The 24019-nt window shown below is 52.6% G+C and carries 24 protein-coding genes; 17 read left to right on the top strand and 7 right to left on the bottom strand.

The genetic code is table 11. The features are described 5' to 3' along the window. Positions 1 to 797 precede the first annotated feature (797 nt). The 8 genes from M2108_RS15990 (at position 798) to M2108_RS15955 (ending at position 7263) form a co-directional block, all read left to right on the top strand. Entirely contained in the window at positions 798 to 2216 is a 1419-nt protein-coding gene (locus M2108_RS15990) for an RtcB family protein (RefSeq protein ID WP_277470388.1), read from the top strand. Between the two features lie 114 nt (positions 2217 to 2330). Beyond that, entirely contained in the window at positions 2331 to 3263 is a 933-nt protein-coding gene (locus tag M2108_RS15985) for a manganese-dependent inorganic pyrophosphatase (protein WP_277470387.1), read from the top strand. Between the two features lie 163 nt (positions 3264 to 3426). Then, complete coding sequence (locus tag M2108_RS15980; RefSeq protein WP_277470386.1) at positions 3427 to 3864, top strand: RrF2 family transcriptional regulator; 438 nt, start codon at positions 3427 to 3429, stop codon at positions 3862 to 3864. 148 nt (positions 3865 to 4012) lie between these two features. Beyond that, on the top strand, positions 4013 to 4660 hold the full coding sequence (locus M2108_RS15975) for a nitroreductase family protein (RefSeq protein WP_277470385.1): 648 nt from the start codon (positions 4013 to 4015) through the stop codon (positions 4658 to 4660). Between the two features lie 7 nt (positions 4661 to 4667). Beyond that, complete coding sequence (locus tag M2108_RS15970; RefSeq protein WP_277470384.1) at positions 4668 to 4850, top strand: hypothetical protein; 183 nt, start codon at positions 4668 to 4670, stop codon at positions 4848 to 4850. A 33-nt stretch (positions 4851 to 4883) separates the two neighbouring features. Then, positions 4884 to 5585 carry a pirin family protein gene (locus tag M2108_RS15965; RefSeq protein WP_277470383.1) on the top strand — a complete coding sequence of 234 codons (702 nt, stop codon included), beginning with the start codon at positions 4884 to 4886 and terminating at the stop codon, positions 5583 to 5585. Positions 5586 to 5624: 39 nt separating this feature from the next. Next, on the top strand, positions 5625 to 5954 hold the full coding sequence (locus M2108_RS15960; RefSeq protein ID WP_277470382.1) for a hypothetical protein: 330 nt from the start codon (positions 5625 to 5627) through the stop codon (positions 5952 to 5954). A 214-nt stretch (positions 5955 to 6168) separates the two neighbouring features. Then, positions 6169 to 7263 carry a Leu/Phe/Val dehydrogenase gene (locus tag M2108_RS15955; protein WP_277470381.1) on the top strand — a complete coding sequence of 365 codons (1095 nt, stop codon included), beginning with the start codon at positions 6169 to 6171 and terminating at the stop codon, positions 7261 to 7263. A gap of 124 nt (positions 7264 to 7387) precedes the next feature. On the opposite strand, the gene M2108_RS15950 is transcribed toward M2108_RS15955, so the two are convergent. Continuing rightward, positions 7388 to 8104, bottom strand: coding sequence for a peptidylprolyl isomerase (locus tag M2108_RS15950; RefSeq protein ID WP_277470380.1), 717 nt, complete (start codon positions 8102 to 8104; stop codon positions 7388 to 7390). A 146-nt stretch (positions 8105 to 8250) separates the two neighbouring features. Between M2108_RS15950 and M2108_RS15945 the strand changes: the two genes are divergently transcribed. Beyond that, positions 8251 to 9489 carry an MFS transporter gene (locus M2108_RS15945; protein WP_277470379.1) on the top strand — a complete coding sequence of 413 codons (1239 nt, stop codon included), beginning with the start codon at positions 8251 to 8253 and terminating at the stop codon, positions 9487 to 9489. A 128-nt stretch (positions 9490 to 9617) separates the two neighbouring features. Here M2108_RS15945 and M2108_RS15940 read toward each other — a convergent pair whose 3' ends face one another. Continuing rightward, positions 9618 to 10220: a hypothetical protein gene (locus tag M2108_RS15940; RefSeq protein ID WP_277470378.1), complete on the bottom strand. Its 603-nt coding sequence runs from the start codon at positions 10218 to 10220 to the stop codon at positions 9618 to 9620. 20 nt (positions 10221 to 10240) lie between these two features. After that, the gene (locus M2108_RS15935) at positions 10241 to 10420 is read right to left on the bottom strand and encodes a hypothetical protein (protein ID WP_277470376.1); all 180 of its coding nucleotides are present in this window, start codon (positions 10418 to 10420) and stop codon (positions 10241 to 10243) included. 243 nt (positions 10421 to 10663) lie between these two features. Between M2108_RS15935 and M2108_RS15930 the strand changes: the two genes are divergently transcribed. Further along, positions 10664 to 12562, top strand: coding sequence for a sensor histidine kinase (locus M2108_RS15930; protein ID WP_280768007.1), 1899 nt, complete (start codon positions 10664 to 10666; stop codon positions 12560 to 12562). 111 nt (positions 12563 to 12673) lie between these two features. After that, on the top strand, positions 12674 to 14590 hold the full coding sequence (locus tag M2108_RS15925; protein ID WP_280777085.1) for an ATP-binding protein: 1917 nt from the start codon (positions 12674 to 12676) through the stop codon (positions 14588 to 14590). Positions 14591 to 14611: 21 nt separating this feature from the next. On the opposite strand, the gene M2108_RS15920 is transcribed toward M2108_RS15925, so the two are convergent. After that, on the bottom strand, positions 14612 to 14854 hold the full coding sequence (locus M2108_RS15920) for an NHLP leader peptide family RiPP precursor (RefSeq protein WP_221802318.1): 243 nt from the start codon (positions 14852 to 14854) through the stop codon (positions 14612 to 14614). 68 nt (positions 14855 to 14922) lie between these two features. After that, positions 14923 to 15900 carry a hypothetical protein gene (locus tag M2108_RS15915; RefSeq protein ID WP_277470374.1) on the bottom strand — a complete coding sequence of 326 codons (978 nt, stop codon included), beginning with the start codon at positions 15898 to 15900 and terminating at the stop codon, positions 14923 to 14925. A 116-nt stretch (positions 15901 to 16016) separates the two neighbouring features. Here M2108_RS15915 and M2108_RS15910 point away from each other — a divergent pair, with 116 nt between their 5' ends. Then, positions 16017 to 16340, top strand: coding sequence for a hypothetical protein (locus M2108_RS15910; protein ID WP_277470373.1), 324 nt, complete (start codon positions 16017 to 16019; stop codon positions 16338 to 16340). A 12-nt stretch (positions 16341 to 16352) separates the two neighbouring features. On the opposite strand, the gene M2108_RS15905 is transcribed toward M2108_RS15910, so the two are convergent. Then, positions 16353 to 18293 (bottom strand): glycoside hydrolase family 20 zincin-like fold domain-containing protein, encoded by a 1941-nt coding sequence (locus tag M2108_RS15905; RefSeq protein WP_277470372.1) that lies wholly within the window; start codon positions 18291 to 18293, stop codon positions 16353 to 16355. Between the two features lie 82 nt (positions 18294 to 18375). Between M2108_RS15905 and M2108_RS15900 the strand changes: the two genes are divergently transcribed. Continuing rightward, positions 18376 to 19233 carry a helix-turn-helix transcriptional regulator gene (locus M2108_RS15900; protein ID WP_277470371.1) on the top strand — a complete coding sequence of 286 codons (858 nt, stop codon included), beginning with the start codon at positions 18376 to 18378 and terminating at the stop codon, positions 19231 to 19233. An 87-nt stretch (positions 19234 to 19320) separates the two neighbouring features. On the opposite strand, the gene M2108_RS15895 is transcribed toward M2108_RS15900, so the two are convergent. Next, positions 19321 to 19659, bottom strand: coding sequence for a hypothetical protein (locus tag M2108_RS15895; RefSeq protein WP_277470370.1), 339 nt, complete (start codon positions 19657 to 19659; stop codon positions 19321 to 19323). Positions 19660 to 20097: 438 nt separating this feature from the next. Between M2108_RS15895 and M2108_RS15890 the strand changes: the two genes are divergently transcribed. The 4 genes from M2108_RS15890 (at position 20098) to M2108_RS15875 (ending at position 24012) form a co-directional block, all read left to right on the top strand. Continuing rightward, positions 20098 to 21543, top strand: a complete 1446-nt coding sequence (locus M2108_RS15890) for a sensor histidine kinase (RefSeq protein ID WP_277470369.1) — start codon at positions 20098 to 20100, stop codon at positions 21541 to 21543. A gap of 23 nt (positions 21544 to 21566) precedes the next feature. Next, a complete protein-coding gene (locus M2108_RS15885) occupies positions 21567 to 22202 on the top strand; it encodes a response regulator (RefSeq protein ID WP_090717544.1) in 636 nt (211 codons plus the stop codon). Between the two features lie 444 nt (positions 22203 to 22646). Then, positions 22647 to 23387, top strand: a complete 741-nt coding sequence (locus M2108_RS15880; RefSeq protein ID WP_277470368.1) for a YveK family protein — start codon at positions 22647 to 22649, stop codon at positions 23385 to 23387. After that, positions 23371 to 24012, top strand: a complete 642-nt coding sequence (locus tag M2108_RS15875; protein ID WP_277470367.1) for a CpsD/CapB family tyrosine-protein kinase — start codon at positions 23371 to 23373, stop codon at positions 24010 to 24012. Before M2108_RS15880 ends, M2108_RS15875 begins: the two co-directional genes overlap by 17 nt. The last annotated feature ends 7 nt before the right edge of the window (positions 24013 to 24019 follow it).

Below are 24019 nucleotides of genomic sequence, written 5' to 3'. Positions count from 1 at the left end.
AACTGAAACTTGGGCCAAAGTACCGAAATAAGGGGAAAAATCCCACTAATCGAACTGAAACTTGGGCTATAGCGCCGAAATAAGGAAAAAAATCCCTTTGATTGAGGCACGAGCGGGCCCAATGTTGAAATCAAAGGGAAAAATCGCTTTGAACCCGCTCCTAGCCAGCACCTTATTCCCCCCTGAAAGGAGAGAGAAGAATGAGCAAACTAATCAGATGGAATGAGCAGCACTTAGAGCGGACAGCAGGGCTGGGCATACAGCCGGGCACAGGTGTGGGCAAAGAACAAGATCCGGCTCCGCAATCAGCTCCAGCTCTAATTTTGGCTTTGAAATCCGATCTATTTCTAGATCCAGCTCTAGGTTTGGCGCTGAAATCAGACCCGTTAGATACAGCTCCAGATACGGTTCTAGCTATAACCCCGGAATCCGATCCAGTTTTAGACATAACGCCAGCTCTAACGCCAGCTCCGGCTCTAAACCCGGCATCCGATCTCGAGCCAGGCCTCTACCCGCAGTCCTTCCGTTTTGCCGCATTCAGACGGCAGAGCGGGGAGCGCGGGCTCTATCCATCCGGCTGTTACCCATCTCATCCCGCCTGCTCTCCCTCTCACACGGGGCAGAGGTACAGGTCTGGTCTATAGCTACCGCAACACGGCATAGCCGTGCTGCAGCACTAGACGTTGAATGAGGGCTGCCGGATTGCGCAAGGTTTCGCTATGCCTGGTTACAGGTAGAGCAGAGACGGCGCAGGCCGGCAGCTTTTTTATATAGACAAAACTACAGGAGGAGTAACAATGAACAGAAACACCAAATCGCACGGCAGCAACCACTATGAGCTGGAGCTCCCGCACGGGTCGCTGCATGTGTTCGCCAATCAGGAGATCTACGAGTCTTTTGAAGACAAGGTATTCGAGATGGCTGACAACAATCTGCGGATTCCACGCAATAAATATATGGCTTATACTCCGGATGCGCATGTCGGTGTGGGAACCTGCATCGGCACAACGGCGGTGTGGAACATGAAGGACGGGATGGTCTCGCCTTCAATTGTCGGTTCGGATATTGGCTGCGGGATGCGCGTGCATACGACGCCGCTGCATAAGCGGGATCTGCAGGATAAGGAGGTCCGCCGCAGACTGATCGAAGCGATCGAAAAATATGTGCCTACGAACGAGCGGGTCAACAGCAATTATGCCGACATTGATATTATGGAGATTGTACGAAGCGGCCTGAACGGTCTGCCGGAAAAATATATCCCTTCCCCGCAATGGATCACCCATGTGGAGGAGAGTAACTTCCGCTATGACCATACTGCACTGGAAAATCTGCCCCCCAAAATCCGCAAAAACGCCCACGGCCAGCTCGGAACCCTGGGGAGCGGTAATCATTTTTGCGAGATTCAGTATCTGGAAATTGCCGAGGAGCATAAGGAGCTGGCGGCAGAGTGGGGGCTCTTCGACGGCGGTGTTGTTGTCATGATCCATTCCGGCTCGCGTGCATGGGGGGCGATGGTTGGCCGTGAACATACAAAAACGATCAAGGAAGCGATGCATCTCTGGGGTGTAACGAACCCCGATCCGAACCTGAATTATGCGCCGATCAGCAGCCGCGAGGGCCAGACCTACCTGAATCTGATGTACTCTGCGCTGAACTTTGCCGTGACGAACCGGCATATGATTGCGTTCGGGGTGCAGGAGGGCTTCCGGGAGCTGTACGGGCCGCAGTTCGAAATGCCGGTGCTGTATGACCTGATGCATAACTATGCGTTAAAAGAGTTCCATCGCGGCCAGCCGATGCTGGTGCACCGTAAAGGGGCTACACGGGCGCTGCCGCCGGGGCATTTTCTGAACACGCCGGCGTACAAAGCTACCGGGCATCCGGCGCTCATTCCCGGCTCCATGGGTACCTCGTCTTACATTATGCTCGGCCGCGAGGAGGGCCTGAAGAACTTCTATTCCATCTGCCATGGTGCCGGCCGGGTACGTTCAAGAAGAGCAACCCGGCTGGCGGTGAGCGTGGATGAATTCAGCCAGTCGCTGCGGGTGGGGACCGACGAGGAGATTATCGTTAACCACCGTTCCCTGGAGACGATTCTCGATGAATGCCCGCAGGCCTACAAGGATGTGGATCAGATTATTGACAGCATCACAGGGGCAGGGCTGGCCGATGTTGTAGCCAAGTGCAAACCGATGGCGGTGATTAAAGGCATTTAGCTGCGAAAAATTATAGAATGCAAGGACAACAAAGACTTCCTGTTCCTTTTCTGGCTTGTCCCTATCAATGTATGGTATATTATTCTCACAAAAAACAAAGTAAGGAGATTGGAAATGGAAAAAACACTCGTCTTTGGACACAAAAATCCGGACACGGATACAATTTGTTCAGCAATTGCCTATGCGGCACTCAAGAAGGAACTGGGCTGGGATGCTGAAGCGGTACGCCTGGGTGAAGTAAGCGGGGAAACTCAATTCGCGCTGGATCAGTTCGGCGCAGCTGCACCCCGTCTTGTTACAAATGTTGCCGGAGAAGCCGCTCAGGTGATTCTGGTTGATCATAACGAACGCCAGCAGAGTGCAGACGGAATTGAGCAGGTCCGTGTAGTTGAAGTAATCGACCACCACCGGATCGCCAACTTCGAAACAGCGCACCCGCTCTACTACCGTGCTGAGCCAGTAGGCTGCACTGCGACTATCCTTAACAAGCTGTACAAAGAAAACGGTGTAGCGATTCCCCGTGAAATCGCCGGTCTGATGCTGTCCGCAATCATTTCCGATTCTTTGCTGTTCAAATCGCCGACCTGCACCGAGCAGGACGTAGCGGCTGCCCGTGAGCTGGCTGAAATCGCCGGTGTAAATGCCGAAGAATACGGTCTGGCTATGCTTAAAGCCGGTGCTGACCTCAGCGACAAGAGCATTGCCCAGCTGATCTCCCTGGATGCCAAGGAATTCAAAATGGGTGACTACAAGGTTGAAATCGCCCAGGTCAACGCGGTTGACGTGAACGATGTGCTCTCCAAGCAGGCAGAGCTGGAAGCGGCGCTGACAGCTATTATTGCTGAAAAAGAACTGGATCTGTTCCTGTTCGTAGTAACAGATATCCTGAACAACGACTCCGTAGGTCTGGCGCTCGGCCGTCTCGCCGGTGCAGTAGAGCAGGCTTACAATGTGAAGCTGGATGATAACAAAGCGCTGCTCAGAGGCGTTGTATCCCGCAAATCCCAGATCGTACCGGTACTCACTGAAACGATCGCCAAGCTGTAGTCAATATATATGGGCGAGGAAGCTTACCAGCTGACGGCCCGCGTTTATAGCAGCAAGCCTCTGCCTTGGACCTGTAGGTCGTCAGGGCGGGGGCTTTCTTTTTGCCAAAAAAGGTCAGGCGTTCTATACTTAACATACATCAATGAGTCAGAAAGGAGCCCGTATGACAAAAACACGCAGCAGTGGCGCTTCCCAATATAAATCCTTCGGACTGGTACTGCAGGCAATGGTGGTGCTGGCCCGCAAAGGTGATACCTGTTCAAGCTGTGAAATGGCCGAGCTGCTCTCTTCCGAGGCGACCCTGCTGAGAAAGACGATGGCCAAGCTGACGCGTGCGCAGATTCTGGTGACCAAAGAAGGCCGCGACGGCGGCTATGCGCTTAACTGTGACCCGGAAAAGCTGACCCTTGCCGACATTTATCAGGCACTAGAGGCGGGCGAGGCGTGCAGCAAAGCGGTGAATGAGACGATGTGCGGTAATGCGCTAGGTGAGCAGATGATGGACGCCTGCGGTGAACTTTTTGCCGAAATGGACCGCAGTATCGTGGTTGTGCTGGAAAAATATACGTTAGCTGAAATGGTGCGCAAGGCTGGCTGTTGACAGAAGGCTTTTTTGTGAACTATACTGTGCGTAATTAATTACAGTTAAATGTCGGGCAGCATAGGGTATGATGACGCAGATATTTTTTTGACTTTAACTGTGCTTTTATACTCACAGAATTGGGATCAGGAAGAGGAGGAGTTAGACAATGACAACAGAATTGAAGGTGGAAGTAGAGTTCAGTAAGGTGATCCGGGAGCGGCATTCGGTGCGGAAATATGATCCGTCCTGGAACATTTCCGATGAGGAAATCAAAGCGATTCTGGATGACGCCATTCTGGCCCCGTCCTCATCCAATCTGCAGCCTTGGCGCTTTATTGTAATTACAGATCCGGAGCTGAAGGAGCAGCTGCTTCCGATTGCGAATAACCAGCAGCAGGTTGTCGATGCTTCGGCTACGATTGCTGTAATCGGCGACATCGAGGCTTACCGCAATGCAGAGAAAATATGGGAGTACGCTGAAGCAGCCGGATATGTCACTGCAGAGGTGGGTGCGGCAATGGCTAAGCGCAGCAGAGACGGCTACTCCAGCTTGCCGGTCCAGAAGCTGAAGGAAATAGCCCTCATTGACGGCGGCCTGGTATCCATGCAGCTGATGCTTGCGGCGAAGGCGAAGGGCTACGACACGGTTCCTATGGGCGGCTTCCATCCCGCTAAGTTCCGTGAGCTGTTCAACATTCCTGAACGTTACGAGACTGTAATGCTGATTGCTCTGGGCAAAGCTGCAGCAGAAGGTCGCTCCACCGCCAGACTGCCGCTGGAAGAAGTAGTCCAGTGGAACGGGTTCGAGGGGTAACTTGAAATTGAAGGAGCAGCTGGCGTATGCCGGCTGCTTCTTTTTCTTTTGGCAGATGGAGTACCTTCCCCGGCTGCTAGCCGTCGTTTTTGGTTTTGCCGGGCTTTCTGCTAAACTATTGTTAGTGGCCTGCAATAATGCAGGCTTTCTACAGCAGAATTTATGCTTCCAGCAATCACTGAATCATTAACTCAAACTCATCAGACAATCAGGAGGGATCGATATGATCAAGGTTTATCCCGCGGCATCCGCGCACCGGTTTGATCATGGCTGGCTGAAGGGCAGCCACAGCTTCTCGTTCGGGGATTTCTATGATCCGGATAATACGGCTTTTGGTCCTATGCGCGTCTGCAACGATGATACCATTGCACCGGGCAGAGGCTTCGGCGCCCATCCGCATAGCGACATGGAGATCGTCTCCATTGTATTGTCCGGCCGGCTGCGCCATGAGGACAATCTGGGCAATGTGGCGGAGACGGAGTTCGGCGGCGTTCAGCGGATGTCGGCCGGTACCGGGGCGATCCATACCGAGCATAATCCTTCGGACACAGAACCGGTGCGGCTGCTGCAGCTTTGGTTCATGCCGCGCACACGCGGTACAGCGCCCTCCTATACAACCGGGCGGTTCGATCCTGCGAGGCTTGAAGGCAGACTGCTGCCGGTGGTTGCCCCGGAGCGCACACCGGAGATTGTAGACATTGCCCAGGATATGACCATTTACCTGGGCCGGGCCGCGGCAGGCCGGGAGCTGGCGCTGGAGCAGGAGGCAGGCCGCCGTATTTTCGTTTATTTAATTGAAGGACAGGTTAAGCTGCCGGACGGTCAGCTCCTGCAGCCGGGAGATTCGGCCCGGATTGAGGGAATCAGCAGGCTTGCGCTTGCCAGCGGAGCTGACACTCTGGTCATGGTTATTGATCTGCCATAGTCAGGTACGTACAATCCCATAATGAAGGAGGAGCCAAAAATGCAGCAGCAGGAGAGGGTGCTGGTGAAGCACTCTGTAACCGGGCGTATGCTTGTCAGCAGTACGGAAGGACTGACCTGCACGTTCAGTCCGCAAGGAGAGCTTACGCTGATTAAGCTCTGCGGAGTAAAGGCTGCACAGGGGGCGGCCGTGGTGGAGCTGAGCCCGGAGCTGAATGTGTTCCGGTTTGAAGAGCCGGCCGAGGGTCCGGTGATCAAGCACTGGTATTATGTTGGAGATCAACCCGTCGTGTACGATGCGGATGCTGAATGTCTGAGCATCACTGTACAATCGGAAATTGAATACCGGCCTGATGAATACTGGGAATAGAGGCGCGCAAGCGCTTCTTTTTTTTAACGTTAAGGACGGCTAGCCGGTTCAATTTGGGGTTACATCATACGTTATATTGATGTAGGTTATTGGGTTTATTTTGCGTTTTTTCCTACAGAAAAGGACAAATGAACTTGACAACAAAAGTTGAGTATACTAGCTTTGTTATGAAACGTAACACGCATAATGCGATAAGACAGGGGATATGGACATAATGGAATTGTTTGCAGCAATGGAGCGGGACGATTACGAGGAACTGTTGTTTTGCCAGGATAAAGCATCGGGCCTCAAGGCAATTATTGCGATTCACGATACTACACTGGGACCGGCGCTCGGCGGGACTAGAATGTGGACCTATGCTACTGAAGAGGCCGCTATAACCGATGCGCTCCGGCTTGCCAAAGGGATGACGTACAAAAATGCCGTGGCCGGTCTGAACCTGGGCGGCGGTAAAACTGTAATCATCGGCGATCCGAAGAAGGATAAAAATGAAGCCATGTTCCGTGCTTTCGGCAGATACATACAAGGACTTAACGGACGTTACATTACAGCTGAGGATGTTGGAACCACAGAAGCGGATATGGACATTATTCATCAGGAGACGGATTTCGTAACCGGGATTTCGGCTACTTACGGTTCTTCCGGTAACCCGTCACCAGCGACAGCCTACGGCGTCTATCAAGGGATGAAGGCAGCAGCCAAAGCCGCCTTTGGCAGCGACTCGCTGGCCGGCAGAACGGTTGCCGTGCAGGGCGTCGGAAATGTATCGTTTACGCTGTGCAAATATCTGCATGAGGAAGGCGCAGAGCTGATTGTCACAGATATCAATAAGGAACCGGTAGCCCGGGCGGTTGAAGCCTATGGCGCGAAGGCGGTTGATCCGGCTGATATTATCAGTGTACAGTGCGATATTTACGCACCTTGCGCGCTTGGGGCGACCATCAACGACGAGTCGCTGCCGCTGCTTAAAGCCAAGGTGGTTGCGGGCGCAGCCAACAACCAGCTGAAGGAGCCGCGCCATGGGGACGCCCTGCATGAGATGGGCATCGTCTACGCGCCCGATTATGTCATTAACGCCGGCGGCGTCATTAATATTGCTGACGAACTGAACGGCTACAATAAGGACCGTGCCTTCAAGCAGATCAGCAAAATCTATGACAGCATTACCCGCGTGCTGGAGATTTCGCGTACCAGCGGTATTCCGGCGTATGCCGCAGCGGACCGCCTGGCCGAGGAACGGATTACCCTGCTGCGCAACAGCCGCAGCACCTTCCTGCGTAATCCGCATCATGCCATCAGCAGAAGATAACAGCCAGCCTGCAACGGAAGCCATCCGGTGCTGACTGCTGTAACGTGAAGAAGCCCGTCTCCGGATCACCCGGAGAGGGGCTTCTATGCTGTACGGATTGAAGCTCCCCCGGTCAGGGATGGAGCTATTCTACTTTTTCCGGTTCCGGATAAGTTACGCCCAGCGTGTCTACCGTAACCTTAGTCATGACGGGAGGCGTGTCCGGCCGGTCCGAGTCGTCACGCGGCAGGTTAACGATGGCCTGCACGACATCGAGGCCTTCCGTTACCTTGCCGAAGGCGGCATAGCTGCCGTCAAGGTGAGGAGAAGTTGCGGCCATAATGAAGAATTGGGAGCCGGCGGTGTCCATAGCCTGGCCTCTGGCCATGGACAGCACACCCTCGGTGTGCAGCAGGTTATTCGTGAAGCCGTTGGCCAAGAATTCGCCTGCAATGTTATATCCCGGACCGCCCATGCCGGTGCCGTCAGGATCACCGCCCTGAATCATAAAGCCCGGGATAACACGGTGGAAAATCGTTCCGTCGTAGAAGCCCTTTTGAATCAGGGAAATGAAGTTGTTTACGGTATTCGGGGCAACCTCAGGGTAGAGCTCAGCCTTGATAATGCCGCCGTTATCCATTTCAATGGTAACGACAGGATGGCTGGCCGTGGCAGACGGGACGCCTTCGGCGGCGGCAGCTGCACCCTCCTGGGGAGCCGGGCTAGTATTGCCTGCTGCATTGTTGTCTGCCGGCTTGTTGCCGCAGCCTGCGGCAAAGGCCATCAGCAGGGTCATCATCAGCAGCAGAATGACAGGGGTTCTTCTAATGCGCTTCACGTTGTAAATCTCTCCTTTAATCATGAGTAGGCTGGGTTGCTCATCACTCATCATACATGGTTTGTCCCGCCTGATGCAAAGTCCCGGGAATAACGGTGATTTGGCATCACGGGAAAAGAAGTCTAGAATGGTAGATACTTCAGGGTTTAACAGAAGGGACGGTGGTTGTCTTGGCATTTTCATGGAAAAGGAATCTGATCGTGCTCTGGATAGGGGTGTTTTTCTGCAGCACCGCCTACTCGATTTCGATTCCGTTCCTCTCGATTTTTCTTAGTGACCAGCTCGGAGTTACCAGTCATCTGGAGATCTGGTCGGGGGTGAGCTTCGGGATTACCTTTCTCGCGAGCGCGCTGATCTCGCCTTACTGGGGGTCTCTGGCTGACAAATACGGACGCAAGCCGATGCTGATCCGCTCGGGCTTCAGTCTGGCTGCACTTTATCTGGTTAATTTCTTTGTGCATGACCCGTATGTGTTTCTGATTGTGCGTGTGCTTCAGGGGCTGCTGGCCGGATTTGTTCCGGCGGCAATTGCGATGGTGGCGACCAATACGCCGGAGGAAAAGACCGGCTATGCGCTCAGCATCATGTCAACAGCGGGAGCGACAGGAAGCATTATCGGCCCGCTGATCGGCGGAGTGGTGAGCTATTATTCGAGCAACCGCGATGCGTTTCTGTTCTCGGCGGCCATTGTGCTCGTGTCAGCGCTGATCGCCACCTTTTTTGCCAGGGAGGAGAACTTTAACCGTTCCGCGGCAAGATCACGTGTCAGCGATGACATCCGGGAGGCAGTCAAAAATAAAGCGTTCATTACGCTGCTGTCACTTGCGGGAATCAGCACCTTCTCCGTTATGATTCTGGAGCCGCTGCTGCCGATTTATCTGCTGGATATGGGGGTTTCAAGGAACACGGCATCGCTTAGCTCGGGTATTGTTTTCTCCGCTGTCGGCATAGCAACGGTAATAATGGCTCCGCAGTGGGGGCGGATCGGCAGCCGTAAGGGCTTCGGGTTTATTTTGTTCATCGGCCTGATCGGCGGCGGGATCGGCAACATCCTGCAATATTTTGTATCCGGCTATGTGGAGTTTGCCATTCTGCGGTTTGTCTACGGCCTGTTCTATGCGGGAGTGCTGCCTTCAGTCAATGCAATGATTGTCCAGACCATTGAACCGGGCTTCCGCGGCCGCGCGTTCGGCCTGAATCAGGCAGCCTCGCAGCTTGCTACCATGGCCGGGCCGATTATGGGCGGACTGCTGGGCGCGTTCATCCCGATCCGCTGGGTATTCGTTATTAACGGAATGATGCTGCTTGCAGCAGCGCTGCTGGTCAAGCTGCAGAACCTGGAGGCCAAGGTTGGTGAAGCGCGTGCCCACGGGGGGACAGCAGATGCGCAGGTAAACGGCAATATTTAAAACCCGAATCCATTTACTATTAGCAAAAAAAGGCCAAAAGCACCGGAAACGCTTTTCCGGATTAGCTTTTGGCCTTTGTACATTATATACACCTATTACTCTAAACCTCTTCATGTGAAGCGTCCGGGCTAATCGTCTTCGCCCGTAGAGCCGTTCAACACATCCGTGCCGGGCATAACATCAGCCGGAGGGGCGGCCGGGTCAACCGCAGTGCCGGGCTGCAGCTCATCGGCATCCGGAACATCCTCCAGCGGCTGCTCCTCCTCATAGCTTTCCTCGTCATCGGCATAATCAATTACACTGCCGGTTAAACCGGCTGCTCCGGCGGCGAAAAGCGAGTCGGATTCCAGCAGCTCGTCCCGCTGCGGGGCAGGGGGAGCGATGATGCTGCTGTCCCGGTCGGCTCTGCGGCCAAGCGCCGGCTGAGGCTCATTTACGCCGATATCGGCGGCAAGGATGGAGTCGCCTTCAAGCGCCGGATCAGCACCTTCATCCGCTATACCGTCCACATAATCAACAGGTCTTTCATGAGCAGGCTCATGGCTGGCCAGTGACGATTCAAGCGGCTGGCGCTCCACATCCAGAGTTACACCGCTTACGCCCTGCTCCGTAATCGTGCCAAGCGGGCGCAGTTCCTCAAGCGGAATATCCTGCTCCGGGGGCGCGTCGCCCATTTTCTGATAGCGCTCATATGCAAAATCGGCTTCAGTTTTATTGAACTCATTACCCATAGCCGTTCAGCTCCTTAGATTTAAGTCTCTCCCTCTTTGGGGACAGCGTGATTAATGGCAGCTTCCTGCTCCTCATCCCGTAGTGAACCGGGATAAGAGCCTTCCTGAAACAAACCGAAATCCTCATCTATATCCCGCTCGGTTACGAGCCCGTCGTCATCCCGTTCCGCGCTGGCATCAGATTTCTTTTTGTCAGTCATAGCCGGACCTCCTTACCCTAATCTATAGTAATTCTATACCCGATTAAACGGCTGCGAATCTGCGCCTCCCGGCTTGGCAGAGCATTCTTAATATATTCATTCTTCAGATTGATTAACCGTGCCGATAATTAAAACAGGGTTTTCGCTGAAATTTGCTGATAGAGGCAGGGAAAGTGCGAAGGTTGTCGAAAGTAAGAATCATACGAACTATTAAATCCAACTAATGATTTATTGAGGTGTCTAATGAAGCTGTCATCACCAAAGAGAGTGGCCGCCATATTCATGCTTCTGCTCTTGACCGTTCTGGTGACTGCAGGGATTACGATCGGGCGGAGCGGTGAACAGGATATTGTCCTGCCGGAATGGGAGCTGAAATGGGCGCAATCCGGGGAGGAGACTGTTGCTGAAGCGGCAGCTGCTCCGCAGGAGGACTGGATGAAATGTTCTGCGGATATAGCCAGACCGCTGCCTCCCGCAGATGTTGACGCAGCCTGGCTGCGCTTTGAAATACCGCAAATGCAGACAGATTCAGCGCTGCTTATTGATAAAGTATACGGAACAACGCTCAAGGCGTACCGCAATAACACGCTCATCTACGATTCGAGGCAGAACGTTAATTTTAGCGGCAGTAAAGTGCTGATTCCGTTAACAGCAACACAGGCTGACGGACCTTTGTATCTGTGGAGCAGCGGAGGGGACAGGGGCTTCGGGGCCTCGGGGCAGATCAGAGCGGGAGATTATGATAATCTAATGTCGCTTTATGCCAAACATGACCTAGTGGATGTGGTCCTGGGGACCTCGCTCATTTTTATGGCTGCCGTCCTGCTGGTATGTTTATTTTTTATACGGATGCAGACATTGTCCGGCGGGTACTATCTTGTGCTGGTGATCCTTGCATTCGGCGTGCTGTTTATTACTTACTCCCCGTTTCTGTCGCTAGTTCTGGGCAGCAGGGAGCGGCTGGTCGAAGCCAGCTTTGATATGGCATTATTTATCCTGCTGCCGGCCTTCACCTTATATTTCGAACGGATTTTCGGACCCGGCAAAGGCCGGCATCTTGTCCGCTTCCGCAATATTCAGCTGGGGTACTCATGTTTTTGCTTTGTGTTTCTGCTGGTGAATGTCCTGCTGTCCTTCCGGCTGGACAAGCTGTATGTGATCATGACGGTGAATGTGCTAGGGGTACTGATGATTGTTCAGCTGGCATATCTGCTCGGGCTGGCCGTGGTATATGCTTACAGAGGAAACAAGGATGCCGCTATTTTCTCCACCGGTTTCGCCGTCTTTGCGGTCATTTCACTCAGCGAGCTGGTATTATATTTTACCTCCACAGGCTCCTTTCATCTTTTTTGGTGGAAGTGGGGCGTGGTGGTGTTTATCCTCTCGCTGATCATCATTCTCGGCCGGGGCTTTGCCAGAAACTACGAGCAGGCGCTCGCCTATTCCCGTGAATTGGAGCAGTTCAACAATGCCGCGCAGCGCTCGGAAAAAATGGAGATCATCAGCGAGCTCGCTGCCTCTGTAGCACATGAAGTACGCAATCCGCTGCAGGTGACGCGCGGGTTCCTGCAAATTCTGGGTGAACGGTCGGGCCGCAAAGAGAAGGAATATCTCGATATGGCGGTGCAGGAGCTGGACCGGGCCTCCCTGATCATTACAGACTTCCTCACCTTTGCCAAGCCCGGACTGGAGGAAGTGGATGTATTCGAGCTGTCCGGTGAGCTGCGGCATGTTGCCGGCATCCTGGTGCCGCTGGTTAATCTGCAGGGCGGTACCATTGAGCTGAAGCTGCAGGAAGGACTTTATGTGCTGGGCAGTCCCGCCAAGTTTAAGCAGGCCTTCATTAATCTGATCAAGAACAGTGTGGAATCGCTGCACGAAGAAGGACTGATTACGGTGTCAGCCTGGAAATCGGGCCAGCATATCATCATTAGTGTGAAGGATAACGGGGAGGGCATGAAGCCGAGCGAGCTATCCCGTCTGGGAGAGCCGTATTATTCCAATAAAACCAAGGGAACAGGCCTGGGGCTGATGGTCACCTTCCGGATCGTCGAAGCGATGAACGGCACCATTCAATTCCACAGTAAAAAAGGTCAGGGAACCGAGGTTGTCGTAAAAATACCAGCGGATCACAGTAAATAGAAAAGATTTGATAAAAAATGGGTATTTTAAAGGGATAAGGGCATTGCTGGGCGAAATACTAGCTGTGATCTGTCCCGTTTTTATACCAATACGTTCTCTTGGGGTGCTTGCATGCGCTTGATCGGTAAAAGTGTACATATAACAGCGATGCTGCTATTGATGATGTTGACGTTCGTGTCATTGTCAGCCTCCGGGGAAGGGCATTATGCTGCAAATAAAATAACGGAATGGCAGATGCAGTGGGGCAAGAGCCCGGGCGACACAGGCCTTGAAGTCCCGGACGGGGATCTGGGGGCCTGGTTCGACAGCGGAACGGCTAATCCTGCAGGCGATCTTCCGGACGGGCTATCCTCGGCGTGGACCCGCATTAAGCTTCCGGCCTTTCACTATGTATCGCCTGCCGTTTACATCGAAAAGCTCTACGCCTTGCATATCAAGGTATTTGTAGAGGACCGGCTTGTGCTGGAGGGGGACCGCAGCTACATTAAGGACAACTATTCCCTGCTTGTACCGCTCACGGGCGAGGATAACGGAAAGACTATGTATATATGGACTTCGACCCTCCAGGACCGGATCGGAATCAAAGATTCAATTGTGATTGGCGAGCATAGCGAGCTGATCCGCCATTTTGTCAAAAACGGGCTCATTGATGTCATTCTCGGCGGCTCTTTTATTTTTGTGGCGCTGGTCCTGTTTATGTGCGGTTTTTTTCTGGACAGGGAGCATTTTTCGATTGCCGTGTCTTTATCCATTGTCATTGCGGCCACGGGTATACTGGCGATTACCTATTCGCCCTTTATTTATACGTTTTACAGTCAATACGGAGCGTTAAGTATCATCTTACTGGATCTCGGGCTGCTGTCACTGCTGCCGGCGCTTACGTTTTTGTTTGAGAAAATATTCGGCAGCGGCCGCTTCGCCATCATCCGGCGGTTCCGCATTTTTCAGACGGCCTACTCTGCATTCTGCATTCTGTGCCTGATCATCAATACACTGGCAGACAACCGATTTGTGGAGTTCTATTATTTTGTCTCTACTACGGTAATCGGTTTTATTATGATCGCCCAGTTTGTCCTGCTCATTGCCTGTGTAATCTTCTTTTCACTAAAAAAGAACAAGGACGCGATTACATTTGCCATAGGCTTCGGTACAGCGGCCTTAACAGGGGTAGCCGAGCTGGTCTGGTATTATATCAACAACGGTGACTACGATCTGTTCTACTGGAAATGGGCGCTGGTCGTGTTCATTCTTTCACTGATTGTCATTCTGGGCCGCAGGCTGGCTCTCAACCACCGGCAGGTGGTCAAATATTCAAGGGAGCTGGAGCTGTTCAATAACGAACTGCAGCGTTCCGAAAAAATGGAAATCATCAGTGAGCTTGCTGCCTCAGTAGCTCATGAGGTGCGTAATCCGCTGCAGGTGACAAGAGGGTTTCTGCAGCTTCTCAGTGAGAAGGCAAGCGGCAGCGAGGAACAGTATTTATCTATGGCGCTCAGTGAGCTGGACCGTGCAGCTAATATCATTACGGATTTTCTGACTTTTGCCAAACCGGAATTCGAGCAGATTTCGATCCTGAATGTCAGGGAGGAGTTCAAGCATATCGAGAGCATTATGCTGCCGCTGTGCCATCTGAACGGGGGCAACATGCTCATGCAGGCCGGAGAAGGCCTGTGGGTCAAAGGTAATTCCTCCAAGTTCAAGCAGGCTTATATTAACATTATCAAGAACAGCATCGAATCGCTCGGAGCTGAAGGCACCATACAGATGATCGCCTACGGTGTCGGGGATAAGGTGTATATTCATATTCAGGACGACGGTGAGGGGATGGACCCTGAAGTGCTGAGCCGGCTCGGTGAACCGTATTTCTCCAATAAAACCAAGGGAACCGGCCTGGGACTGATGGTGACCTTCCGGATCATTGAAGCGATGGCGGGCGAAATCCGTTTTGAAAGCCAAAAAGGAGCCGGAACCGAAGCCGTTACGACTTTGCCATTGGCAAAGCCTCCGGAAGGTTCAGGCTCCCTGTGAAGTTAGAGGCGTGATGTATGCTTACCAGGAACCGAGGGTGGTGACATCCGTTTTCATAACACCGGAGGACGGATTTGGAGGAATAACCAGATAGAACTCATTGGAGCCTTCCTCGACCGTTTTGAGTGTAATATGATCAGGCAGATTGATACCTAGTGCTTCTCTGAGAGCTTCTTTCGGATCGGCAAGCAGCTTAGCTTTGAAACCCGGATCTTCCCATGCTTTCTGAATCACTTGATTCTTAAAAATCGCCTCTGACACAATAATCACCCTTCCCCGAAATGGTAATATTACCCCATAAGCATATCATAGCATTTTATTTGAATCTATGACTATTTTTGGTTGTTACCAGAATGATTAGAGCTCAGCTCTTCTTTCATATGCCTGGAAAGCCAGTACTGTAACCCGCCTTGCTGCAGAAGTGCCTTTTCCGCTTCAATCGCGGCAGCAATCTGCCGGAGGTTGTCCGCCAGCATCTGATGGAATGCAGTGAGTCCGGGAATGCGGAAAACGCCCGAGATCAGCCGTTCATGGTTGGCTGCTGCCGCTGCTGCATACTCCATAAGTCCGCCGGACGTATAAATAAACACCCTTACTTCGTCCGGATTAAGAACGGCTCTGCTATCCTGCGGGTGCAGACGGTGGCGGACCAGGGACAACAGGCAGTTATAGCTGCCATCAGCCAGATCCTCTTCCCAGTCCTCATAATCGTCGAGCATCTGCAGGGTGATCAGCACTTCCTGTACTGCAACTTCTGCAGCGGCAATAGAGGACTCCATGCCGGCGAGCAGCAGGGCGGCTATGGCAGACAGCTTTAGGGGCGCTGCTTTGGCGGCAATCCGGCTGCGGTCGTTAAAGTAATAGTCTCCGGTGTCTTCCCCGCTGACGCTGTCTGACCACTCGAAGAGATAACGTTTGAAATGCGTCCAGAAGGAGGATTCAGCAGGGAAGAGCGGGCGGTAAAGATCCAGAAACTCCGCATACAGCAGATTCGCAAGCGGCAGCAGTTTTGCTGCAGAGCTGCGCCGGTTGTCCATCAGATCATCCTGCAGGAAGAAGTAGAGCATCAGAAGAACATTGCCTGAGGACATAATATGTGTCTGCCTAGCCCCAAGTCCGCATTCACTGCGGAGCCAGAACGGGAGGAGATAGCAGATATAATTCTTTTTGCTGCGGGCCTCAAAGACATCGAACTGTTCAAGATAGGCCAGCCCGCGGGAGTCCAGCGGCTCCGGAAATCCGGAAATGATCGCCTTGCATTCCTCAAATACCGCCCGGAGCTCCTGTTCATAATCGTTAAGCCAATCCATAGGCTTATCCCCTGTCACTATAAGGTTTGCATGTGAATCTTTAGCTGTAGGTTAATCTGATTGTATGCTGCAATAACGTCTTTTTCAATTAGAACTTGAGAGGGAGAATGAAGCTGATGGAATGGTACACATTCGGGCAAATGCTGATGCAGATCCGCCTCGGGCAGAAGGCGGTCACACCTGACGGACGCACCGTAATCCGCACTTCCGGCGGACTGGTCTGGCAGGAGGGCAGGCTTGCAGGTGCAGTGGTTGAAATCAGGGATTACCTGTTCTCCGACATCTGGACAATAACCCAGGATGAAGAAAGCCTGCGGGAGGCCGGGGACCGGGAGACGCATGAACGCAAGGAGCGTGAAATGCTGGTGAACCAGTATGAGGAAGCGCGGCAGATGTTTCTTGAGAGAAGGAAAGACCCGGCAGAAGAAGCCGGGCCTTAATCGGTTCTGCTTTTATTCAGATGGTGCTGCCGGACGCTCCGCAAGGGTCTGCAGCAGGGCTTCATAGTCACCTTTTAGACGCAGCAGCCGGCTGACACTCTGCTCCAGTCCGCCTGGACGGTTGCGGCGGATCCATAGCCCGCGGTATTCATGAAGCAGCAGGTTAAGATCCTTGATCAGCCTGCGGATAACGGCCGGATCAAGGGCATCCGGCTCTCCCGCCAGCTGCAGCTTGATCCGGGCCAGCTGCACGGCATGCTTCAGGAAATGGATGCCGTTCCCCAGCTCCTGCAAGACAAGTCCGGCATCACTGCAGCCGGGGGACAGCTCCTCCAGGCGGTTCTCAATGCCAAGAATATAGGCCTCAAGCTGGTCAAGCCGGACCGGGCTGAGCTTCCGGGCAATGCCCATGTTATCCAGCCGGCTGCGCAGCAGCATCGACAGTTCGGAATCATTTGGCCTCAGAGCGCCGGATTCCAGCTTGTAATAATTGCCCAGGTCAAGCAGCAGTTGTCCGGTCTTATCCGAGCGGTCCCGGAAGACAGAGCGGTTCAGGTATCCGGCCACATCGGCCTCCAGGTTGTTCTGGACATTCCAGGCCAGCGCAGCTCCGTATACGTATCCGGCATAGCTGACCGGCAGATGCTGCCAATGGCCGAAATCGCCCCAGTCGGTAATAAGATAGCCGATTGCACCGTTTTCCTTGCCATGAACAGCTGCACTGCGCAGATTGGCCAGCATATTATCGGTCCGGCCGGTTACGGAATTCCAGGAGCTTGTTCCCGGGCAGACATAGAACGGAATCTGCGCCTCACGGAACTTCAGGGTATCGGCTTCGAACGGATGCTCCGCACTGTAGCCCCACTCCATGGCAATGATATCCTTAGGCAGCTCCGGAATCAGCTCGGGGTGCTGGATAATGATATCGCCCCAGAACTGCATTTTTTTGCCCCTGGCAGTGACAAGCTTATGAATTTCAAGCAGGAATGACAGGTATAGCCGGCCTTTGCCTGCTGAATCGGCAAGTGCTTTGCTTTTGCCAAGTCCCAGTTCATAGGTTTCATCGCAGCCGACATTGAACTGGCCTGAAGTGAAGTAGGGCAGGAGATCATCGTACATTGTTTCCAGCAGCTTCAGGGACTCTGGGTTTTCTGTGTGGAAGGTTCCCGGCTGCATGAACAGGCCGTCCGGATACAGGTCGTGGTCGTACATATGATCAGGCAGCATGAAGCCTCCGGGGATTTCTGCCAGATGGTTGAATTCCGGGCGGGTCAGCCAGTGTTCCATATGGCCGAAGCTGTTCTGGTTCGGTACGAGCTCAATATATCGCTCCCGGCAGTAGGCATCCAGCAGCAGAATTTCATCACCGGTAAGAGGCGTCTCCAGCTCCCAGACCTGCGGAAAGGATTCGTAGGCGAAGGGAGAACCTTCTATATATAACTGCAGCTGATTGAGTCTAAGGTCAGCCATCAGATCAATAATCTTATACAGGGTTTCCAGCTTGGGGATTTTGTTCCGGCTGATATCGAGCATCAGGCCGCGGGCGGCAAAGTCCGGCTGATCGCGGATGAACAGGCAGGGCACTTCCCTGCCGCACTGCTCCAGCATCTGCTGAAGTGTGGCAACGGCGTAGTAAGCGCCTTCCGGTGTGCTGTACGTTACGGTAATGCCGTCTGCTGCAATTGTGATCTCGTAACCTTGCGCAGGGAGCAGCGGATTGCAGCAGAAGCTGGCTGCAGGCCGGACAGATGAGCGGATGCCGACCGACAGGGGCAGGCTGAGCTGAAGAATTCGGCCGATTGCCTCTTGAAGCCTGCGGGCTGCGGGCAGGATGTCCCGGTTTTCTGTTGCAGGGAGAATAATGCAGCTTTTTAGCGGAATGCGGAATAGCCCTTCAGACATTGTAAGGGTCTGCGGACCGGGCAAAAGCTGCAGATTACAGATTTCAGGCATAGCTTAAACACCTCTTGTTTATGTAGAATATGTTCACCTGCAATAACGATACCATTCGGCAATAAAGGGAGGAATAGAGGGTATGCCCAAGATCATGGATTATATGATCAGCCCGTATCCTGTCAGAATCATTGACCCCAAGCTGGATGCTTCCATGCTCCGGCTGACAGCCATCCGGATCGGGCAGGCCGGACATCTGCCGGGAAGAACGCTGTTTCGCAACGGGGTAGTGTTCGGGCATTGGGCGCTGGTCTATATTGCAGCGGGCTCCGGCAGTATATCCGAGAACGGGGGGCCGGCGCAGCAGGTACGCGCAGGAAGCCTGTTCTTCTTCCGGCCGGGCTGCAGCTACAGCTTTGGTCCGCCCCCCGGCGGGAGCTGGGATGAATATTACATCAACTTTATGGGAAGCCGGGCGGATGAGTGGCTGGAAGCGGGACTCATAGCAGGCGGAAGTACCTTCCAGACCGGCAGTCCGGAGGAGCTGGTCCCTTTCTTTGAGGAGGTTTTGAGTCTGATGGACGGGGGCGTTCCTGCCGATGCCGACCGGGCAGCGCTGCGGCTGGAGTCCACGCTGCTGGAATGCTCCTGCATGTTCCCTGATCATCCGCGGTTCCGCCGGCAGGGGACAATGACGGAAATACGCGGCGATCTGGAAGCCTGCATATATGAGCAGCCTGATCTGCCGGGGATTGCTGCGAAGCACCATATCTCCATGTCCACCCTGCGCCGGCTGGTCCGCAGCAGCAGCGGCTATCCGCTGCATGAATATATGCACAGGCTGAAAATGGCGGAAGCAAAGCATCTGCTGCTTAATACATCGCTGCAGGTCAAGGAAATTTCCGGCATGCTGCATTACAGCGACCCGTTTTATTTTTCAAGGCTGTTCAAGAAATATATGGGGCTCTCTCCGCAGCTCTGCCGCAGCAATGTCCAATAGCAGAATTTTGTCGGATTATGCGGATTTATGTTGACACTCATAAAAACGGGATGATATTATTTTAGATAATATAATATTAGCCCTTTTTTAGTGCTTTTTGACTATGCGTTTGCCGGAGATGAAACCATGAGAGAGTTTTATTGCATTGCTTGCCGTAGTCTCCATAAGGTTGATGTGCGTGATAATCATACTGTCCGGGTTCTCTCCACCGGCTATCATATCGTTGGGGAGCAGCGCTATCAGATTTGTATTTGTAATAATAAACTGCCGCAGCCGTCTTAGACCCGGAATCCTGTCAAGCCGAGCCGCTCTGAATGCCAGTAACCAATTATGCTTCTGTAACAGCCTGTCCGCTTCGCGGACAGGCTGTTTTGCTTGCCACAGCTCCTGCTGTTTGGCGGAATGCGGCCGGATGAGCAAAATCAAGGGCAAAAATGCCCTTGAATCCCGCTCCCTGAGATTTCCGATGCTAGGTATAAGGTGAAGGAATAAAAATATAATAAAATCATAAAAAAATTAGGCCATAATGTTATTTTTTTGAAAAGAAAACGTTATCAATAAATAGAGAAACTTGTTATTGTGATTTTTCTCATGTATGATGCTTTTAAACAAAGCTTTGATGAGCTCGCATTTTCCAAAAAAGGTGGAGAATAGGGTGGTGGGATGAAAATCAAAACAACCGCGGAAGACAGAATGTTAGCATTTTACAGATACTTTTCTTTGTCCCTCACATCTATGATGTACCTCCTAGACCATACGGGGCCTTCCGTCATTTATAAATCCCTATTAATTATCTCGCTTTTCTTAATCGCCCAAGTATTCGTAATAATTTACCGGAGGCTCCGGATCAGACCGCGGGTTCTTATGCTGGCAGTCAGCATAGAGATGGCCGGCGTTATTGCACTGACTTTACTGACCGGCGGGTTTGACAGTGTGTTTAAGCTATATGTGCTTAACCCGGTGCTGATTGCGGCAGGATCGCTGTCCGTGTATTTCGGGTGGAGCTTACTGCTGGGCTACATTGCTGTCGTAACCGGATTTTGTTATATGTTTGTGAATTCCGCGGGCAAATCGTTATCGGCTGCAGTACTTCAGAACGGCAACCTGTTTCTAGCCCTGGTTCTTGCGGTTATAGTTATGCAGATGGTTAACAGGATCAAGCGGCAGCGGGAAGAAGCGAACGCGCGGACCAACGAAACCATGGAGCATATCAAATCGCTCTATCACATCGTCGAAACCTCCAGCCAGCATGACTTCATGAACATCGGCCAGGTCATAACGGACTACGTGGTGAAGCTAACCAAACTGGATAAGGCCTTATTCTGGTTTGCCAAAAAGAGCGGCGAGCCCGCTCCGCAGAGCCGGCAGACCGGCTGGCAGCATGAAGAAGAACGTTTTCTGTTCACAGAGCTGGAAAAGCATGAGCACGAGTGGAGGCTGCAGCGTGAGCCGGTGTTCAAAAGTATGCCGGGCCTCGGCGATTTTTTGCTGATGCCGGTGAGAATGAGCACCCGGTTTGTCGGTATGGTCGGCGTGAAGCTGGAATCCTCAGAGGGACTTGAAGGGCGCAGATGGTATATTCAGCAGCTGATGTTCCTGTCAGAGCTGAGTGCCATTATTCTGGAACGGCATGAGCTGGGTGTCATTGAAAACCGGCTGATCATCACGAATGAGCAGAACCGGATTGCGGATGAAATGCATGACAGCGTATCGCAGAGCCTGTTCGGTATCGTATACGCAACCCATTCCCTTAAGCAGACCTGGCGCAAAATGTCCGAATCTGAGCTTGAAGAGCAGATTGACCTGATTCATGATTCGGCAACCAGGGTTGCCAAAGAGCTGCGGATTACGATCTACAGCCTCAGTTCCAAGAAGAGCGGCGGGCCAACCTGGCTGGGCATGGTCAGATCTCATCTGAAGAGCCTGTCGAGGCTCAATGATGTTGAAATTGAACTCAAAATAACGGGGGATGATTTCAGCCTCCCTTATCCTTACCACAAGGCGCTCTTCCGGATTATTTCCGAAGCGACAGGCAACGCCATACGTCATGGCGCGGCCAGCCGGGTGGATGTCGAGCTGTCTCTGAAGCCCAAATGGATCAGACTGTCTATTACAGATGATGGTATCGGTTTTGATACGGATCTTCTGTGGACTACGTCTGAAGATACCACCGGCGGGCTAGGCATGAAGAATATGCAGTATCTGACTCAGTCGCTGGGCGGAGAATTCCAAATCTCCAGCAGCGAGAATGCAGGAACAAGAATTTTGATTTCGATACCTGTCGGCGTGGCTGAATTAAAGAATGCATAAACATTAGGCAGGAGGTCATTCAAGTGAATATCGTCATTGTTGATGATCACCCGTTGGTAAGAAGAGGATTGGCTGCGGTGATTTCCATGCAGCCCAATCTGCATTTTGCAGGCGAAGCAACGAATGGCCAGGAAGCTCTTCAGGTTATAGAAGAGACTCAGCCTGATCTTGTACTGATTGATTTGCGGCTGGCAGACGAGTCAGGGCTTGATGTAATCAAGGCTGCCCGGGCGCGCGGACTCACCAGCAAATTCATTCTGCTTACCTCGTCAGCAAGCCGGGAGGATTTTCTCAAGGCAGAAGAGGTGCTGGTTGACGGATACGTGCTGAAGGAGGCTCTGCCGGAGGAGCTGCTGTTCGCGATCCAGCTGGTCTACAAGGGACGTAAGTATTATGATCCGGGCCTGATGGAAGATAAGATGCGGATGAGCGGCAGCAGTCCTACCGACGAATTGACACCCAAGGAGAAGGAAGTTCTGATCGAACTCGGCCAGGGAGCGTGCAACAAGGATATTGCTTCGCGCCTGTTCATCAGCGAATTCACCGTCAAAAAGCATGTAAGCCAGATTCTGGCGAAGCTGCAGGTAGCCGACCGCACTCAGGCGGCGCTGTATGCCAATGCAGTCGGACTGACGAAATTTGAAATGTCCTATGATTAACAACAGCACTTTATAAAGCTTATACAGGCGGCAGAGCACGGACAGGATTGTCCGTGTTTTTTTGTGCAAATTTAAGAATGTTTTGTGTAAATGTAAGGATATTGCAGAAAAACAGGACCCTCTTTCTTAAAGGCGGTCCTGTTTGCGTGCGTCCGGATTCGTTTTAACTGACATATTATGTACGGAATTTTGGAGGTTTAGAGGATGAAATGACGGTTGCCGTAGGCTTATCTTCCATTTGCCGGAAACGATTGCCCGGGAATATGGTACTAAAGTATACCATCCTGCCCCGCATAGGCACCAAATTCACTTACTCGAAAGTGAACATTAAAGTAATGGGAGGAGCCATGTGGCAACCCGTACAGATTGATAGAATAAGACACAAGATATCTGAAACTTTCATGAATGCTTTCAGAACGTAATGAATGCGGAAGGAGGGTTACTGTGGAAAAGACGATTTTGGATTACATTAACCTGATTAAGAAGAGGCTCTGGCTGATAACGGTATTTGTATTGATCTCCTGTGCTACTACCTACTATGTCAGCAAGAACTTCGTTACACCCGTCTACTCCGCCTCCGGACAGCTGCTGGTCAACAATACCGCAAATGTACCCGAGAGCAACAATCTCAACAACCTGAACTTCAGCCTGAACCTCATCGAGAGCTACAAGGAAATTATGAAGTCCCCCGCAATTCTGGGCAGTGTTGTGGCCGATCATCCCGAGTTTGGTCTCACGGAAGAACAGCTGGCCGCGAAACTGCAGGTAAGATCCTCGGAGAAAAGCTCTGTGATCAATCTGAGTGTACAGGACGAAAGCTACAGCACGGCAGCCAACATTGTAAACGCGGTTTCGCAAAGCTTCATACGCAGCCTGCCGTCCCTTATGATGCTGGACAATGTTACCTTCCTGACCCCGGCTGATCCGGCTGATCTTCCAGCTCCAACTAACGGCGGTGTCGCCATGAACCTGATTATCAGCTTTGTTATTTCATTAATGGCTGCTATCGGTATCATCCTGTTGCTGGAAACGCTGAATGGAACGCTCCGCACCGAGAAGGAAGCGGAATTCGATGTCGGACTGCCGGTTATTGCCAGCATCCCGGTCATCCGTAAACGTGATCTGGGCAGTGCGGCAAACGCCAAAGCAAGAGTAGGGGAGGGTACTTATGTTACGGCTGAATAAAAGCTTGATTGCAGACTTGAATCCATCCTCGCATATCTCCGAATCCTTCCGCTCGCTCCGCACCTACATCCGCCAGCTCGGGTTGACCGGGGGGGACAGCGGCAAGGTACTTCTCTTCACTTCTGCTGAAGGCGGGGAGGGCAAGACAACGGTGTTGTCCAATCTCGCTGTATCCTTTGTCCAGGACGGCAAGAAGGTAGCCGTTGTAGACTGCAACCTGCGCCATCCCGGACTGCATACCGTGTTCGAGGTGGAAGGCAGTGAAGGACTGGCTGCCTACCTGAGCGGTCAGGAAGCTGCGAAGGATATTGCCGTATACGGCAATCTGGCCAACCTGGCCGTCATCCCGGCAGGCAAGACCCGCATCAGTCCGCCGGATCTCCTGGGCAATGACAAAATGGGTGCTCTGCTGGAGGAGCTGAAGGGCAGCTTTGATCTGATCCTGCTCGACACCCCGCCGGCTGTGGAATACAGTGATGCCCGTATTCTGGCCCCGCTCTCCGATGGAGTGATCCTGGTGGCCAGGCACGGCAAGACAAAACGCGAAGCAGTCCGCAAGCTGAAGGCGCTGCTTGAGCAGAGCGGGTCGAATATTCTCGGCATTGCCATGAATCAGACCCGGTAAAGTCCCA

This window comes from Paenibacillus sp. PastM-3 (assembly GCF_029893965.1).
In the GTDB taxonomy this organism is placed as follows: Bacteria; Bacillota; Bacilli; order Paenibacillales; family Paenibacillaceae; genus Paenibacillus_AQ.
Note: the sequence above shows the minus strand (reverse complement) of the source record. Positions and strands in the feature narration are given on the sequence as shown.